General features: G+C 47.4%; 12 protein-coding genes. All 12 read right to left on the bottom strand.

Annotation, left to right across the window (positions count from 1 at the left end; all coding sequences use genetic code 11):
* Positions 1-50: 50 nt before the first annotated feature.
* On the bottom strand, positions 51-2,060 hold the full coding sequence (locus MHB43_RS02840) for a collagen-like triple helix repeat-containing protein (RefSeq protein ID WP_405131283.1): 2,010 nt from the start codon (positions 2,058-2,060) through the stop codon (positions 51-53).
* Between the two features lie 208 nt (positions 2,061-2,268).
* Positions 2,269-3,363, bottom strand: coding sequence for a LolA family protein (locus MHB43_RS02835; protein ID WP_405131282.1), 1,095 nt, complete (start codon positions 3,361-3,363; stop codon positions 2,269-2,271).
* Between the two features lies 1 nt (position 3,364).
* Entirely contained in the window at positions 3,365-4,855 is a 1,491-nt protein-coding gene (locus MHB43_RS02830) for a sensor histidine kinase (RefSeq protein WP_405131281.1), read from the bottom strand.
* Positions 4,852-5,562 carry a response regulator transcription factor gene (locus MHB43_RS02825; RefSeq protein WP_339181492.1) on the bottom strand — a complete coding sequence of 237 codons (711 nt, stop codon included), beginning with the start codon at positions 5,560-5,562 and terminating at the stop codon, positions 4,852-4,854. The genes MHB43_RS02830 and MHB43_RS02825 overlap by 4 nt, the downstream gene beginning before the upstream one ends.
* A 192-nt stretch (positions 5,563-5,754) precedes the next feature.
* The gene (locus MHB43_RS02820; protein WP_405131280.1) at positions 5,755-6,786 is read right to left on the bottom strand and encodes a phosphotransferase enzyme family protein; all 1,032 of its coding nucleotides are present in this window, start codon (positions 6,784-6,786) and stop codon (positions 5,755-5,757) included.
* Positions 6,787-6,970: 184 nt separating this feature from the next.
* Positions 6,971-7,726, bottom strand: coding sequence for a phosphate ABC transporter ATP-binding protein PstB (pstB, locus tag MHB43_RS02815; protein WP_036616781.1), 756 nt, complete (start codon positions 7,724-7,726; stop codon positions 6,971-6,973).
* A gap of 12 nt (positions 7,727-7,738) precedes the next feature.
* The gene (gene pstA, locus MHB43_RS02810; protein ID WP_339185299.1) at positions 7,739-8,626 is read right to left on the bottom strand and encodes a phosphate ABC transporter permease PstA; all 888 of its coding nucleotides are present in this window, start codon (positions 8,624-8,626) and stop codon (positions 7,739-7,741) included.
* Positions 8,627-8,628: 2 nt separating this feature from the next.
* Positions 8,629-9,564, bottom strand: a complete 936-nt coding sequence (pstC, locus tag MHB43_RS02805) for a phosphate ABC transporter permease subunit PstC (protein ID WP_017690972.1) — start codon at positions 9,562-9,564, stop codon at positions 8,629-8,631.
* A gap of 115 nt (positions 9,565-9,679) precedes the next feature.
* The gene (locus MHB43_RS02800) at positions 9,680-10,606 is read right to left on the bottom strand and encodes a phosphate ABC transporter substrate-binding protein PstS family protein (RefSeq protein WP_405131279.1); all 927 of its coding nucleotides are present in this window, start codon (positions 10,604-10,606) and stop codon (positions 9,680-9,682) included.
* 698 nt (positions 10,607-11,304) lie between these two features.
* Positions 11,305-12,597, bottom strand: a complete 1,293-nt coding sequence (locus MHB43_RS02795; RefSeq protein WP_405131278.1) for an arsenic transporter — start codon at positions 12,595-12,597, stop codon at positions 11,305-11,307.
* A 188-nt stretch (positions 12,598-12,785) separates the two neighbouring features.
* Positions 12,786-14,873 carry a methyl-accepting chemotaxis protein gene (locus tag MHB43_RS02790; protein ID WP_405131277.1) on the bottom strand — a complete coding sequence of 696 codons (2,088 nt, stop codon included), beginning with the start codon at positions 14,871-14,873 and terminating at the stop codon, positions 12,786-12,788.
* A gap of 171 nt (positions 14,874-15,044) precedes the next feature.
* A complete protein-coding gene (locus MHB43_RS02785; RefSeq protein ID WP_076215982.1) occupies positions 15,045-16,103 on the bottom strand; it encodes an EAL domain-containing protein in 1,059 nt (352 codons plus the stop codon).
* Positions 16,104-16,141 lie beyond the last annotated feature (38 nt).

The following is a 16,141-nucleotide window of genomic DNA, read 5'->3' as shown; positions in this document are numbered from 1 at the left end:
ATATATGTCAACAAAAGTAACGTGTAATTATCATAAGTTCGATGTCTATTTTAACTGAAACGAATAGCATTCAGATTTCTCACTTCCGCTGAGGCACTAGTGACGCTTGTAGTGGTTGTAAATTGGATACTTATCGTGTATGCGTTAGTCGTTGTAGCCGGGGATGTATCCACGTAAGTGTTGGAGGAAAGAAACCTTAACGTTCCGGCAGCATTACCGGTTCGTGAGAGTTGCAATTGATTAATTAAAACTCCGTTACGTCTCAGGTTAATGTTATACGCGATACTCCAGTTAGACCCTACAACTATTGCTACTTGTGTACTATTATCGATTTTCACGCGTTGACCTGCCACTACAGGTACATTAAGTGTCTGAATCGTCGTTTCAGCTACTAATGAAAGACCCAACGCCGTGGTCTGGCTATCAGCAAACAAAGAAGAGTCTGCCGGAGCCGAAGCTGCAGTTGATCCCGTAGCACCCGTTGCTCCTGTTACTCCGGCAGTCCCGGTTGTTCCCGTCGCACCTGTCGCACCTGTAACCCCTGTGACTCCGGTCGCTCCCGTTGCTCCCGTTACTCCGGACGTCCGGTTTGTTCCGGTTACGCCTGTCGCACCTGTAACCCCTGTGGCTCCGGTCGTTCCCGTTGCTCCCGTTACTCCGGACGTCCCGGTTGTTCCGGTTACGCCTGTCGCACCTGTAGCCCCAGTAACTCCGGTCGTCCCCGTTACGCCTGTCGCACCTGTAACACCAGTGACTCCGGTCGTCCCCGTCACGCCTGTCGCACCTGTAATACCAGTGACTCCGGTCGTCCCTGTTACTCCCGTTGCGCCTGTATCTCCAGTGACTCCTGTTGCTCCCGTCAATCCGGTTGCACCTGTAACACCAGTATCTCCAGTCGCCCCTGTTACGCCTGTTGCACCTGTAACACCAGTATCTCCGGTCGTCCCCGTTACGCCTGTCACTCCCGTATCTCCAGTAACTCCGGTCGTCCCCGTTACGCCTGTTGCGCCTGTAACACCAGTATCTCCAGTCGCCCCTGTTACGCCTGTTGCACCTGTAACCCCGGTACCTCCAGTTGCCCCTGTTACGCCTGTAACACCAGTGACTCCCGTCGTTCCCGTTACTCCCGTTGCGCCTGTAACACCAGTATCTCCAGTCGTTCCCGTTACTCCCGTTGCGCCTGTAACACCGGTGACCCCTGTCGTTCCCGTTACTCCCGTTGCACCTGTAGACCCAGTATCTCCGGTCGTTCCTGTAACGCCTGTTGCACCCGTATCTCCAGTAACTCCGGTCTCTCCTGTTACTCCCGTTGCGCCTGTAACACCAGTGACTCCTGTCGTTCCTGCAAGTCCTGTCGCACCCGTATCTCCAGTTACTCCGGTAACTCCAGTTACGCCTGTTGCACCTGTAACACCAGTAACTCCGCTCGCCCCCGTTACTCCCGTCGCCCCTGTATCTCCAGTGACTCCGGTCGCCCCTGTCCCTCCCGTGCTCCCGGTAACTCCCGTGGCTCCAGTAGACCCTGTCTCTCCTGTGGTCCCAGTGACACCGGTCTCTCCCGTCGATCCCGTAGTTCCTCCAGGAGGACCAGTAACTCCTGTCAGTCCTGTAACGCCTGTAACCCCTGTAGGACCAGTTGTTCCCGCAACCCCTGCTGTCCCCGTGGCTCCAGTCGCACCCGTTACCCCGACTAGACCGGGGTACGCTCCTAACAATTCCTCAGACACCAAACGATGTGCCGTTACCAGTTGACCGTTCTCGTTTTTCCCCCATACCGAAATCTGTACTTCATCCTCCGTATCATCACCTGTGATAAATATAAACTCAAATGCATCCAAATCTGCATAATAGTCTTTTGTTATAACCTGGTTAGGCAAAACATTAAACAATTCCTCAACGTATAGTGTGCGAACCCCATTCAAATAATAGCCTTGAACCAGAACGGTAGAGAAACTAGTGAGACTCCAATTGTCTAATTTCACTGTAATTCTCTGTGTAGGACGCTCACCGCTTCCCACCACTATATTATTTTCAATTGGCCCTGTTGATAAAACAGCCATCCAGCGATGCCCCCTTCTCCTGCCTCCATCACCAAATCAAGATTGTCTTCTATAAATATGCATATTGAACTGTAAACGTGAAGTTGCCCTCTTGCCTTTTTGGAATGGACTGAAAGGAGATCGAATAGATATCCACCACACCAAAAGGAGAATATACAAAAAAAGCTGCCGCTTCGTTTCTGCGGCAACCTTATTATTATTCTTTAGCTCATCTAGACGGATTGGGAAGGGTCAGTTCTTCCGCCCAAGCTTGTAGCTTTGCCTTTGTCCATCCTTCGTTTTCACCCATGATGGAGTACCGCAAGCCTTTCTCACTCCATGATATGTTCCGAATGCTCTTCATATATGAACCCTCGGTGTTACGAACCTTAATCTTGGCTTCATCCGGCATTAGTGTATCGTCCACATTTTCTTCCGGCATCTTGAATACCGTCAGGCTGACTTCTACCTTGTCGTTACTTACATAATACAAGGTTACTTCATCTCTGCTCAGCTCACCGCGCGATGTAGACATTTCGATCCGTGATAGTTCGAATTCTCCACTCATGTCCTGTAGGAACGGCTGTTCCAACGCTTTTTCCGCTTCCTCTAGGGTTACTTCGGAATTCTGCATCATATCGTTCAAGTCCTTCACATCGACCTCCTTAGGGATGTCAATTACGAAAGTATCCTTTGTGAATTCAGGGTCATACTGAATCGGATCATAGACCATTTCTGATTTTCCATCCCCATACGCGCTGTTTACTTTGACAATCATCCACGTTTTGGGATCTACCCAATACTCTGAAGATATGGAGAATGCGCCTTCTTCTTTTGGTGTCAATTCAATATGAATGACGTCCTGTCCATGAAGTTTCTCCTGTCCCATCATATTCACATCATGCGTAGTACGTAACCGCTCTAGTTGATCGAGCAATATTTGCTTCTGGGTTTGATTAGGTTGTTGTGACACGGATGATGCATCCATGGAATATGCTGCCCCTGTTTCTTTTTCATATATGATAATCTTCTTTCCATCATTAACTGCGTAACTGACATTGCCATTCTCTGATGTTTCCGTGCGCTTTCGTCCGGTTTCACCATCTACCCATTCCTTAATTTGCATCGTGTTAGTCAGCTTGTCATCCGCCCATATCTTCATCACACCTTCTGCATAATACGAGGCGGGTTCTGTTTCTGCTGAGACAACCTTCTCAATCATCTCATCTCCTGACATAGCCAGCATATCCCTCTCCGCGCAACCTCCAAGCAGGGCGCCTGCCAACACAGCAGTACCCAGCATCATCCATCCTTTTTTCATCATCTTATCCACCCTCTCTGCGTTTACATTCTCCATGTTCAGGCAATCGGCATGCTGCCAGCGTTCCATATCCTTCGTATGACCACATGCGCATATCCCCTCCGTGCTTTATTGCAACCCGTTTGGCTATACTCAATCCCAATCCCGAACCACCTGCATACGTCTTCTCCTCCTGATTCTGGTGTTGAACATAGGGTTCGAAGATACGAATGAGCTGTTCCTCAGGAATAGCAGGACCTTCGTTTTGTACCATGATCAATGTTGCTCCCGCCCTGTAGTTATCCAATTCAGCTCTAAGTGAAGGAATAATCCATTCAGGAAGCTCCCAATCTGAAGCAATAACCCCTAGTCCCATTACACCGTTCGTCCTTGTGTGGCGTAGTGCATTATTTATCAGATTATCTGTCAGGCGCATCAGTTGTTCGGGATGAACTCGGTACAGTTGATCTGTGCGGACATCCATCTTCACGTCAATCTGACCACGCTCGGCAAGTCCCTCATAGCTCCCAAGCAGCATATCAAAAAACTCTTCACCTTCCACCTTAACCATGGCCATCTCCGATTCACTGGAACCCAACGCCGTATACATCTCAAGTTCACTAATCATCTGTTTCATCCGCTCCACATTCCCGAGCAGCACATCCTGATATTCCTGCCTTTCAAGGCGTTTCAGTTGACGATCACCGTTAAGTACTTCCGTATAGGCACTAATGGACATCAACGGTGTTTTCAGATCATGGGATAACGAGGCGATCATGAGCTCTTTTTCTTTTTGCTCCCTCTCCACATCGGCCTGAGTATGTCTGATCTTGTCTTGCATTGCATCAAACTGTTGGAGCAAGATGCCCATTTCATCATGACGAACAGGTACCACATCCGTAGCAGCCTCTCCCCGTGCAAAAGCATCCATTCGTTCTATAAGATATTTCATCGGCCGAAAGAGCTTTCGGGATAGTAGCCACAGCATTGTTCCGTATAACAGGATAAAGAAAGTAGCAGCGAGACCCATGACCCAGGTAGTCCGCAAGGATATGCCTTCCAGCCAATCTCCACGCAGCATAACGATTTCGTAAATGCCCACCAACTCACCTTTTTCCCATACGGGTTTCTTCAACGAGAATGTACGATGACGAATCTGTAAGTTGTACAAATTACGATACAGCTCCGCCCCCCCAACGGTGTAAGCTCCAGCAGACCATGTACTCCCCCCTGATGTGTACACCCGAATCCCTGTTGGTAAATACAGATCAAAGTTCACCCGACCATTCTCCAATTCGGAGAGTGCAGCGAAAGCATCAGGCGAGTGCAGCTGGTACAGTCCCGGGTCAGATAAAGCCAGTTCAATAGGAGCCAATTGTCTGGACAACTCTACATATTCCGTTACGGCACGCTGATCATTGTAATAGTTATACAGGGAGTACAGCGCCCACCCAGCAGCGACAGGCAGCAGCATTACAATGAGGAAGGCAAGCATTAACCAGTACTTCAACTTCATTCCTCAGGCTCCCCCACGAACCGGTAACCACTGCCCCACACCGTCAGAATCCAGCGTGGATGATGGGGCTCGTCACCAAGCTTGGCCCGAAGGCTCTTCACATGAACTGTGACTGTACTCGAGTTCCCCGCCTCTGGCTGACTCCAGACATGTTCATACAGTTCCGCCTTGGTAAACACCCGGCCCGGATGAGAAGCAAGCAGTATGAGCAAAGCCCATTCCTTGTTGGTTAGTGCCACATGTTCTCCATGAACCTGTGCGCGCTGATTCAAATAATCAATCGATAACCCATCGTTATACTGTCTATCTGTTGAATCCGGCTCTACGCCCTGATATCTGCGGTACCTATTCAGATGAGATTTAATGCGAGCTGTAAGTTCCGTTAGACTGAAGGGCTTCGTAATATAATCGTCAGCTCCCAGCCCAAGCCCCCTGACTTTGCTCTCTTCCTCGATTCGAGCACTCATCATGAGCAGCGGAACATCGCTGATCAGTCTAATGTTTTTGCATACCGTGAACCCATCCATTTCCGGCAGCATCAGATCCAACAAGACTAATTGATAGGTTCCCTCCCTAAAGTCTTCCCAGCTCTCCAAACCGCTTGATGCCCAAGTTACCCCATAACCCTCATGACGTAGATGATCTCTCAAAATACGGGCAATCTCCGGATCATCCTCCACCAGCAATATATTCTCGCTGTCTCTCATCGCTGCTTCATCCTCCCATGACTATATTGTAGCTAAGAAAAGTTGACTCTCCTCAGAGTTTATACTTTCTTCATAAATGTCCATTAAGATCGTTATCTAATGCATGCAAAAAGAGCACCCCGATTGTTCAGGACGCCCAGGTAATATTCACAATCTTAATCCTAAGTTATAGCTCCTAGAAAAGGAAACACCTCATAACTCATAGAAGATGCTCTCGTTCTGTACATAGGGTCTACAATACTTGCTGCACAGCTTCGGCATGCGATCTTTCATCCATTCGTGCCTCGACTCATTCGCCATCTGAAAGGCATAATAACCCAGTGTAAAGATCAACATGAACCCTTCCATCAATCGAATATCATGATCCGTCAGTGGTGCGATCTGTTGGGTATAACCGGATAAAAATATGTCACGTTCCTCCCGATTGAACATAAGTGCTGCCCCTCCGGCATCAAAAAGATAATAACCATAACCGTGTAGACAAAAATCAATCATGGAAATCCCCTGCTCCGTTATCAGCAGATTGTTGCGAGTAATATCCCCATGAATGATCCCCCATGTCCCTGCGTGCTGCGGGTATGTTTCTAACTGCTCATTAATGTTCTCAAACGTCTCACGAAGCAGATCAAAGTCTTCCGTTGTAAAAATCCCCAGTCGGACACCTTCCTCTAGCTGCCCTAGCATGACCAAGTTCTCATGGCTATTGCCATATGCCGGCCGTACCTTTGTTCGATCTGTCTGATTCTGCTCACGCCCATATTGATGAAGCATCTGCAGTTGTGCCCCAAGATCATAGATCTGCTCTGTTGTCAGGCGTTCTCCCTGCTGGATGTCTCTTCCCTCAATCCACTCCAGTACCGTACAGCAGATTTCTTTACCCGCTTCACTTTTCCATACCGTGACCCAGTCTCCCGATACATTCCGTACCGGATGCTGCACGCGCAATGCTGTCGTTGCATTTAACTCATGAAGCAGATTCATCTCCGCCTCCAGCGCAGGAAGCGTATGCTGAATGCCTGTCATACTTGCATATGCGGCTTGATGGATACGTAGCAGATACTTCTGCCCGCTTGCTTCATCAACGACATGATATGTCAGATTCTCATTATGACGAATATATGAAACGACAGGTTTCTCAATAGTGTAGTTCTGTATAATCTGAGCTGCCATATGGTCGTAAGACATCTGATCCGTAGTGATTATCAACATCTCCTTCGAAGTCATGTAAACGTTCTCTTCACACTAAATATCGTAGCATAATGTTTATCCCGCATACAGAAAATCCCACTGAAATTATAAATTAAAAAAGCACAACCCCCGAACAACCGTCCAGGCATTGTGCTTTCTTTTGTCTCTATTATTTCTTAATCTCTTTGTCTATTACTCTATGTTACACTCCATGATCCAATTAACCGAAACGACCCATAATGTATTCTTGCGTCAGACGATTGTCCGGGTTCGTAAAAATATGCTCCGTATCCCCGTGCTCAATCATGCTTCCCAAATAGAAATAAGCCGTATAATCCGAGATGCGTGCAGCCTGCTGCATGTTATGGGTAACAATAACGATCCGCAGCTCCTTCTTGAGCTCGGTAATCAACTCTTCAACTTTACCCGTAGATACCGGGTCAAGTGCAGATGCCGGCTCATCGAGCAGCAGAATCTGTGGTTCAACAGACAAAGCGCGAGCGATACATAGGCGCTGCTGTTGTCCGCCAGAGAGAGACAGCGCTGACTCATGCAGTCTGTCTTTCACTTCATCCCAGAGCGCAGCACGGCGCAAGCTTTTTTCCACAATTTCATCCAGTGCCTTCTTACTCTTCGTACCGCGGTAGCGGGGGCCAAACGCGATATTGTTGTAGATGGACTTATGAAAAGGGTTCGGCTTCTGCCACACCATGCCAATCTTCTGGCGAAGCTTGATTACATCGGTTCCAGGCTCATTCAGATCGTTCCCGTCCATCCAGATATGTCCCTCTGTACGGGAACCGGCAATCTCGTCGTTCATCCGGTTGAGTGACCGGAGGAACGTGGATTTACCGCAACCAGACGGCCCAATAAGAGCCGTTACGCTTGCTTCAGGAAACGTCAGGCTAATCTGCTTGACCGCCTGGAAATGTCCATAATATATGCTTAACTGTTCCGTACCAAAAGGTATGGCCATGTTGGTTCCTCCTTATTTCGAAGCTGTCATGCGGCGGAATACAACCCGACCGATCCAGCGTGCACTTAGATTGAACGCCAGCACGAGAATGACAAGCACGGCGGATGCACCTGCTGCCACTTCTTTGGAATCTGGCCCAATACCTTCACTATTTACTTTCCAGATATGGACAGCAAGTGTCTCTGCCGGACGGAAAGGATTAAGCGGTGATCTTGGACTCGTGGGATTCCAATCTGTAAAGTCCAATGGTGGACTACTCATACCTGCGGTGAACATCAGCGCGGCTGCTTCACCGAAGATCCGGCCCGATGCCAGGATCGTACCCGTAATCAAGCTCGGCAATGCCACAGGCAACAGAATCGAAGTGATAATCTTCCACTTGGACAGTCCAAGCGCCAGACCTGCTTCCTTCTGTTCCTTCGGAACGGCCCGGAATGCCTGCTCCGTTGTCCGTACCATCAGTGGCAAGTTAAAGATCGCCAGAGCCAAGGCACCCGAGATCAGGGAGAAACCAAGACCAAATTGATTTACTAACAGCAAGAGACCAAACAAACCGATAACGATGGATGGGAATGATGACAATACTTCAACGACCAGACGAATGAAGCTGGTAATCTTGCCTGGCTTGGCGTATTCCGCCATATAGATCCCGCCGCCCCATCCGAGTGGAATGGTAACAATCAAGGTCAGGACAAGCAAGAATATGGAGTTGAAGAGCTGTGGACCAATCCCGCCGCCACCCTTAAGCAACTGTGGTGCGCTTGTCAGGAAGTTCCAGCTAATATGCCCAATGCCTCTATACATGATGAAGCCAAGCAGACCGAGCAATAGAATAACAATGAACAGGGCCAATACAACGATAACGGATGTTGCAATTTTATCTACCGTCTTTGCCTTCATTTTCATACCCGGTTTCTCCTTTCAAGCAGGCGAACCAGAATGACGAAGACAAATGTCATCACCAACAGGACAAGCGCCATACTCCACAGTGCATTGTTATGAACAGAACCCATCGTGGTGTTACCCATGCTGAGTGTAATTACACTTGTTAATGTTGAAGCTGATTCAAGCAAGGATGTTGGAACATGCGGTGCATTACCGATAACCATCTGTACAGCAAGAGCCTCACCAAAGGCACGGGCCATACCCAAAACGACACCTGTCAACAAAGCAGGCAAAGTCGTTGGAATAATGACACGGTAGATGGTTTGCCAGCGAGTGGCACCCAGTGCGTAGGAAGATTCACGTAATCCTTTTGGCAACGCGGACAAGGCATCTGCCATAATACTTGTCACCGTAGGAAGAATCATTACCGCGAGAACAAGACATCCGGCTGCAATCCCGACGCCTGTTCCACCAAAGATACTGCGAAGCAAAGGTACGATGACACTCAGACCGATAAATCCGTACACAACGGATGGAATTCCGGACAAGAGCTCAATCGCAGGCTGCAAGATCTTTTTCCCTTTACCCGGAACAATCTCTGTCATGAAGAGTGCTGCACACAGGCCAAGCGGACTTGCGATCAATGCTGCAAGCAAGGTTGTAATGAAAGAACCTGTAATGAACGGCAATGCCCCGTAGAACGCAGGCTCTCCAGTTGGATTCCACGTTTTCCCACCAAGAAATTCACTTATGCTTATTCCATTTTGGAAAAATGTCGATAGTCCCTTGGACGCTACAAAATAAACAATGGAAAACATGACAACGATCAGGAAAACGACACAAATCGACGTATAGATCCGTCCCGTCCACTCTTCCCAATAATGTTTCTCTTTTAAGGGCCGGCGCGGTTTCAACTTGTTATTCATTACCGTTCCCCCTTCGGTCTGTTCCATAACAACCATCCTTCTATAGTAGAATTAATGCAAAATATGGGATTATTTTAGAGCAAACCGCGTAAAGAGGCGGGACCTAAGTCCGCCTCTTTCGCTGTATGCGCAAGTTCAAAGATTACTGAACCACATTACCTGCTGCATCGCGTTTTACTTTCATACCTGACATTGGAATGTATCCAAGTTCTGTCACGTCTTTTTGTTGAATTTCGTCACTCAAGATGTAGTCCAAGAATGCTTTTGTTGCTGCATCAGGCTCACCTTTTGTGTACATGTGCTCGTAAGCCCATACTGGATAAGTTCCTGCTTCTACGTTCTCAACTGTTGCTTCTACACCTTCGTATTTCAATACTTGCAAGCTGTCATCCAAGTAAGACAAGGCGAGGTAACCAATAGCACCTGGCGTTTCAGATACCAATTTTTTTACGTTACCAGAAGAATCTTCTTGAATCGAACCTTGGATATCACCCATTTTTGCACCCAATGCATACTTCTCGAAAGTTGCACGAGTACCGGAACTGCTCGGACGGTTTACAATAACAATTGCTTTATCCGCGCCGCCAACGTCTTTCCAGTTCGTTACTTTACCGGAGAAGATGTCGACCAGTTGTTGCTTCGTCAAATCTTCTACACCTGCATCTTTGTTGCTAACTGGCGCCATAGCTACTACTGCTACTTGATGGTCAACCAATTCTTTTACTTTGGCTTCGTCCTCCAGTTTCTCTTCTGCAAATACATCAGAGTTACCGATTGTAGCTTGTCCGTCAGATACTTGTGTCAAACCAGTACCACTACCGCCACCTTGAACTTGAACCGTTACGTTCTTATATTCATCAACTGCCATAAATTTCTGTCCAGCTTGTTCTACCAGAGGTAGCAATGCTGTCGATCCGACTGCCAGAATGTTACCGCTAAGCTCAGTAGCAGCTTCTCCTGATCCATTGCTTGCGGCACCCTCTGTACCAGCGTCATTTTTCGATCCGCATGCTGCGAGTACCAGTACGAACGTTAAGGTCATCAAAATAAACGGCAACTTTTTAAACATGTTTTGTTTTCCTCCCCCAATGTAGTGATGGCGTTTTGTGAATTTGTTTGTTCACCATCAACTCTTTACTCATTGTAGTTTCAGTATGTCATCTTAAAATCAGTGTTTTGTAAACGCAATGTTAAAAATATCGGCAGCATTTTGAAATATCTGGGATTCAATCTGGCGCTGAAGTGGTCGCTATGGGAATGGACGTTGTTTTAATCCGTATTGTGTCCAGATTTCCATGAAAAAAATTTACTTATAGATATATTAAGTAAGCTGATACCCTGAGTGGCCGTTCCGGTTACGGATCGTTCTTCTGATCGCTGTTGTCTCCAAATTTCTTTGATCAATAATCTTAATTGTTGAAATTCGGATACAAAGGCGAACGCTTCGCTTCTTCAGAATCGATTCCGTCCCCTCCACTACGATCGCGGTTTCCCTGTACTGCGCTGTGTCAGCGCTCGTTGAATCTCAGGCGTCTCAATCTCCTGCCTGGGAAGTAGGCAAAAAAGGCCAGCCCTACAATGGGCTGGCCTTCTGTAAATGCTTTGTTGATTCTTTAATAGAGCAAGAAAATCTGTTTCTTCTATAGAAGGTACAAAAGCAGGAAATAAAAAAACTGGCTCACTTCCAGTGCTTAGCACCAGCTGTGAGAGCAGCCTTTTACATTACAAAAGATTATCTTATTCATACTCAATGTAAAATCTAATTTGCTAACCCAGAATCCATAACCACAATGCCAACCCGGCCAGGGTAATTAACAATGTAGGGATCGTCAGGATGATGCCTGCTTTGAAATAATACCCCCATGTGATCTTCACACCTTTACGGGATAACACATGCAGCCACAGCAATGTGGCTAGTGATCCAATCGGGGTCATTTTGGGACCCAGGTCAGAACCAATGACATTGGCATAGATCAATGCTTCCTGAATGATACCTTCGGTATGTGCGCCCTGGATGGCTAGCAGGTTAATCAACACGGTCGGCAGGTTGTTCATCACCGATGATAATACAGCAGCGATAATTCCCATCCCGAGCGAAGCAGCCAGCAAACCATGCTCTGCTATGGCATCCAGCCAGCGGCTCAGATGATCTGTTAACCCCGCATTACGCAGTCCATATACAACGATATACATGCCCACGGAGAACACCACAATCGACCATGGCGCTTCCTTGATTACCCGTTTCAGATCAACAGCCTCGCTCTTGCGTGCCAATAAAGCGAACAACAACGCAACGGAGCCAACGATAACCGACACGGGAATCGGCAGAAACTCACTGGATGCATAGGCAACCAACAACAGCCCAAGCATGAACCAGGCGATTCGGAACATCCGTGGATCACGGATCGCTTCCTTCGGGTCACGTGCAGCGGAGATGTCGTAGCGAAGGGGGATGCTTTTGCGATAGAACAAAAACAACATCCCCGTACTCGCTACGATTGAGAACAGATTGGGTACAACCATGCGTACCGCATACTCCACAAAGGTGATACCAAAGAAATCGGCCGATACAATGTTAACCAGATTGCTGACGACCAGCGGTAACGATGTGGTATCGGCGATAAACCCACTCGCCATCACAAAAGCCAGCACCATTCGCTCATCAAACTTCAATGCACGCACCATTGCCAGCACAATTGGCGTCAGAATGAGCGCGGCACCATCATTCGCGAACAGAGCAGACACCGCGGCTCCCAGCAGAATGGAGTAGAAGAACAATCTGCGACCGTCTCCTCCAGCCAGCCTTGCCATATGAAGCGCAGCCCATTCGAAGAAACCCGTCTCGTCGAGAATGAGAGAAATCATAATAATGCCGACAAAGGCCAGCGTTGCATTCCATACAATGGATGCTACATCCGAGGCATCGTTTAAGCTGACAACCCCACACAGCAGAGCAAGCAATGCCCCACCGGAGGCAGTCCAACCGATACCCAATCCACGAGGTTGCCAGATCACCAAGGTGATCGTTACTATAAAAATCAGTATTGCTACGTATACCATAGAGCCTCCTGCTGTACCCTGTATCAATATATTATTTCGTTAATTCAATCTTATACTGTAAGATTACACCGCTCTATGCGCGGAATGACCAGACGATATATTTATACAGGGCAACAAGAATATTGTCTATCTTTATTTTCTTTTAATATAAAATGTGTGGTAAGTTATGGTGTTCCTAATTTTAGAATTTATTCTTTACCCTTATCCTTCGGTGTATCCTCCACCATCTTGAACATGCCAAGCAGTCCTTGTAATTGTTCTGCCATGCTATTCAGATGTGCCGAGGATGATGCAATCTCTTCTACCGATGCCAGTTGTTCTTGCGAAGATGCCGACACGGATTCTGTATTCGCAGCCGATTCCTGGGTCACATTCGAAATATCACTCATCGCCTTGGCAACGTGGGATGCACCGCTCTCCAGTTGCTTCGTTGTTGCGGACAAGTCATCCAATGTATGAACAGCATCTTCCACTGCCTCCCGAATCTGAGCAAAGGATTGTCCTGATGTATTCACAGCCTGAATTCCTTCTCCCACCCGAGTCTGTGCTGCATTCATGGCGATCAGAGCGGCATCCATGTCTTGACGGATATTATGAACCACCTCACCGATCTGCGCTGCCGAACTTCCGGATTCTTCTGCCAGTTTACGTACCTCACCAGCTACAACTGCAAACCCACGCCCCGCATCCCCCGCTCTTGCCGCTTCAATAGAAGCATTTAATGCGAGCAAGTTCGTTTGTTTGGAGATGGATGCAATGACATCAACCATGCTACCAATCTCAACGGAACGGGCATTCAGAGATTGAACCACCGTCCCCAGCTGCTCCACCGTTTCCTGGATACTGTTCATCTGCTCAACAGCCTGTCCTGCTGCCTCATTCCCAGATGAAGCCGCTCCGGACGTATGCCGCATATTTGCCGTAATCGATTGTACACGCTCCGACATCATTCGAACATCTTCTGCCATTCGGCTCATCTGTCCCGATCCGTCTTTCACGCTGTTTACCTGCTGCTCTGCACCTTCAGCCAGTTCCTGAATGGCCAGTGTTGAATGTTCAATCGCTTTGGTAGTTTGTTCTGCACTGGCAGACAACTCTTGAGAAGAAGCAGATACCTGCTCTGTCGTTTCCTGTACGCCCAGAATCATCATCCGCAGGTTATCGACCATACGTTCAAAATACTTCGCCAGTTCTCCGACTTCATCTTTACGCCCTGTTTCCATTTTCACGGTCAAGTCACCTTTACTCACGGCTCTGGCAGATTCCTGCAGTCGTTTAATTGGACGCAGCATGGAGCGTGTAAACCATATAATAAAGAGGAGTGTAAGGAACGTAGCTGCCAGAATAACAATAAATGTGGCCATGCGAATATCCTTACTTGCATTAGTTACTTCACTCTTGAGCATCGTGCCGGCAATTTTCCAGCCTGTTGCTTCATTTGTTGAAAAAATCATCATCTTCGGCTGATCGTTGTACACGTAATCGAATTGACCTTCTGGACCTTCATACATTTCATCCAGCAAGCCGCTCGTTTCCGGCGTACCTGCATCTGCTACAGGGGATACAACATAGTTTTTGTTTGCATCCATAATAATGACGTAGCCTTCTTTGCCCACCTTAATGGATGCCTGTTCTTGCAGGTCTGTCAGGTCGAGAGACAAACCGACAACACCGGATTGGTCCTTTAATGTTTTGGAGATAAACACAACTGCAACGCCATCGGTATTAACAGACACAGCGGATACAACAGCTGTACCTGGCTTTTCCATCGCTAGTTTGTACCACTCCCGCTCCCTAGGATCGTATGCATCTCCCCGTGTGCTGCTCGCTGTTGGTTTACCTCGAACCATGACTCCATCTGTTGTTCCTACAAAAATATTCATGGCATCGGGGTGCAAGCCCAGATATTGCTCCAGCTTCAACTGAAGCTCCGGACTATCGTTTTCCCCTTTGACCAGGCTCGGATCAAGGGCATCCGCGAAATAGTTAATGTCATGAATCTTGTAATTCACTTGGCTTTCTACAATGGTATTGGCAGTGCTCACACTTTGCATGGCACTATCCACTAATTGTCCTTGTACGCCATCTTCAGCCATCGTTAGTGTGATCAAGCCGACTGCCAAACTTGGCAGGAGTAGAACGGCCAGGAAGGAGACCAATAGTTTGTTCCTTATATTCCAGACAAAACCTTTCTTTTTCTTCTTTTTATTTTGATTATGTTTTGGTTTGGCAGGTTTTGTTGCTTTCATTGGTTTATTATCCTGAGTTTCACTCATGTCTTTCTCCCCCTCTAAATGTAAAAGGCCTCTTTCTTTGTATGTATGGATCAATCTAAAAGGCTTATCTTATATATCGGCTAAATGAGGGTTTTTATTTGAGAGAAAAATGTGCAGGCACGCCAAACAAGCCACCTCTGATCAGAAGCGACTTGTACAAGGTACAGGTTACTAATTATTACATGAATTAGATGAAGTATTGCAGTACGGACCGCCTGGCGGTTGTGCCGAGGGTTTACCAAAATAGTAGCCCTGTGCAAGCTCAATACCTATGGAACGACAGAATTCAAACTCTTCCATCCGCTCGATCCCCTCGGCAAGGACTTGCCCACCAAATCGACTCGACATCTCAACAATATGAAGAATTTGCTGTTGTTTGGTCGAATCCTGATCACAACGGTCAATAAGACTTCGATCTATTTTGACAAAATCCGGTTCTAACCGATTCATCAACTCTATTGTTGAATATCCGGCACCCACATCATCCAGTGCAACCGACATCCCACGGGAACGATATACCTCAAATATTTGCTGCAAGATGGGCATATGCTGAATCTGCTCTGTTTCCACGACTTCAAACACAAAATCTTTAGGGTCCAGCGAAAGGCGTTCAATCGCTTCAAACGTATGTGTCAGACAATATTCGGGATTGTATATGGAGGAAGGCAGGAAATTTACGAAGCGTTTGACACCATGCGGCAGAAAAAGGGCACTGGTCTCAATAGCCGTAATACGCGCCAATCGATCCAGAAAAGAATGCAGTCCAGTCTCACGCGCAACTTCAAATAATTCATAGGAACTGAAGGATTTTCCATTCTCAGCAGGACGAAGCAAAAACTCATATCCGATAATCTGCTCTGATGCATCAACGATGGGTTGCATATGACTGCTGAATTGATGCTCCAGAATAATGGAAACCAGCTCCGCATGCTTGAAACGGGACTCCTGCATGGTTAGACTGATCCAGCTTTCTTCATTAGCCTGTTCGTATATAGGCATAATCTGAACAGTTAGGGAATCACGTAATGTCGGATCCATTTCGCCGATCTTTTCTATTAAGCTCTGAACCGTCTCCAGATTCGAAAAATGCATCCACATCATGTCATCCGACGTCTCGATAAGTCTTCCCGGCGTTTGTAGCGCTTCCAGCAAAGCGGGGGAAATGGGACGCAAGTACAAGGTACCTTGGCCCTCTATAGGATAGATTGGACTGCAGCCACTGCAATTCATGTAGGACCCCCCTTGCCAATTTAGATTCCATGTCCATT

It is taken from the genome of Paenibacillus sp. FSL H8-0317 (assembly GCF_045040685.1).
Taxonomy (GTDB): domain Bacteria; phylum Bacillota; class Bacilli; order Paenibacillales; family Paenibacillaceae; genus Paenibacillus.
The sequence above is the reverse complement of the archived record's forward strand: the minus strand, read 5'-3'. Positions and strand labels throughout refer to the sequence as shown.

What these genes read in the sequence shown, in the direction of transcription:
- MHB43_RS02840 (WP_405131283.1), bottom strand. Translation starts at nt 2,060, where the DNA reads ATGGCTGTTTTATCAACAGGGCCAATTGAAAATAATATAGTGGTGGGA.
- MHB43_RS02835 (WP_405131282.1), bottom strand. Translation starts at nt 3,363, where the DNA reads ATGATGAAAAAAGGATGGATGATGCTGGGTACTGCTGTGTTGGCAGGC.
- MHB43_RS02830 (WP_405131281.1), bottom strand. Translation starts at nt 4,855, where the DNA reads ATGAAGTTGAAGTACTGGTTAATGCTTGCCTTCCTCATTGTAATGCTG.
- MHB43_RS02825 (WP_339181492.1), bottom strand. Translation starts at nt 5,562, where the DNA reads ATGAGAGACAGCGAGAATATATTGCTGGTGGAGGATGATCCGGAGATT.
- MHB43_RS02820 (WP_405131280.1), bottom strand. Translation starts at nt 6,786, where the DNA reads ATGACTTCGAAGGAGATGTTGATAATCACTACGGATCAGATGTCTTAC.
- pstB (WP_036616781.1), bottom strand. Translation starts at nt 7,726, where the DNA reads ATGGCCATACCTTTTGGTACGGAACAGTTAAGCATATATTATGGACAT.
- pstA (WP_339185299.1), bottom strand. Translation starts at nt 8,626, where the DNA reads ATGAAGGCAAAGACGGTAGATAAAATTGCAACATCCGTTATCGTTGTA.
- pstC (WP_017690972.1), bottom strand. Translation starts at nt 9,564, where the DNA reads ATGGAACAGACCGAAGGGGGAACGGTAATGAATAACAAGTTGAAACCG.
- MHB43_RS02800 (WP_405131279.1), bottom strand. Translation starts at nt 10,606, where the DNA reads ATGTTTAAAAAGTTGCCGTTTATTTTGATGACCTTAACGTTCGTACTG.
- MHB43_RS02795 (WP_405131278.1), bottom strand. Translation starts at nt 12,597, where the DNA reads ATGGTATACGTAGCAATACTGATTTTTATAGTAACGATCACCTTGGTG.
- MHB43_RS02790 (WP_405131277.1), bottom strand. Translation starts at nt 14,873, where the DNA reads ATGAGTGAAACTCAGGATAATAAACCAATGAAAGCAACAAAACCTGCC.
- MHB43_RS02785 (WP_076215982.1), bottom strand. Translation starts at nt 16,103, where the DNA reads ATGAATTGCAGTGGCTGCAGTCCAATCTATCCTATAGAGGGCCAAGGT.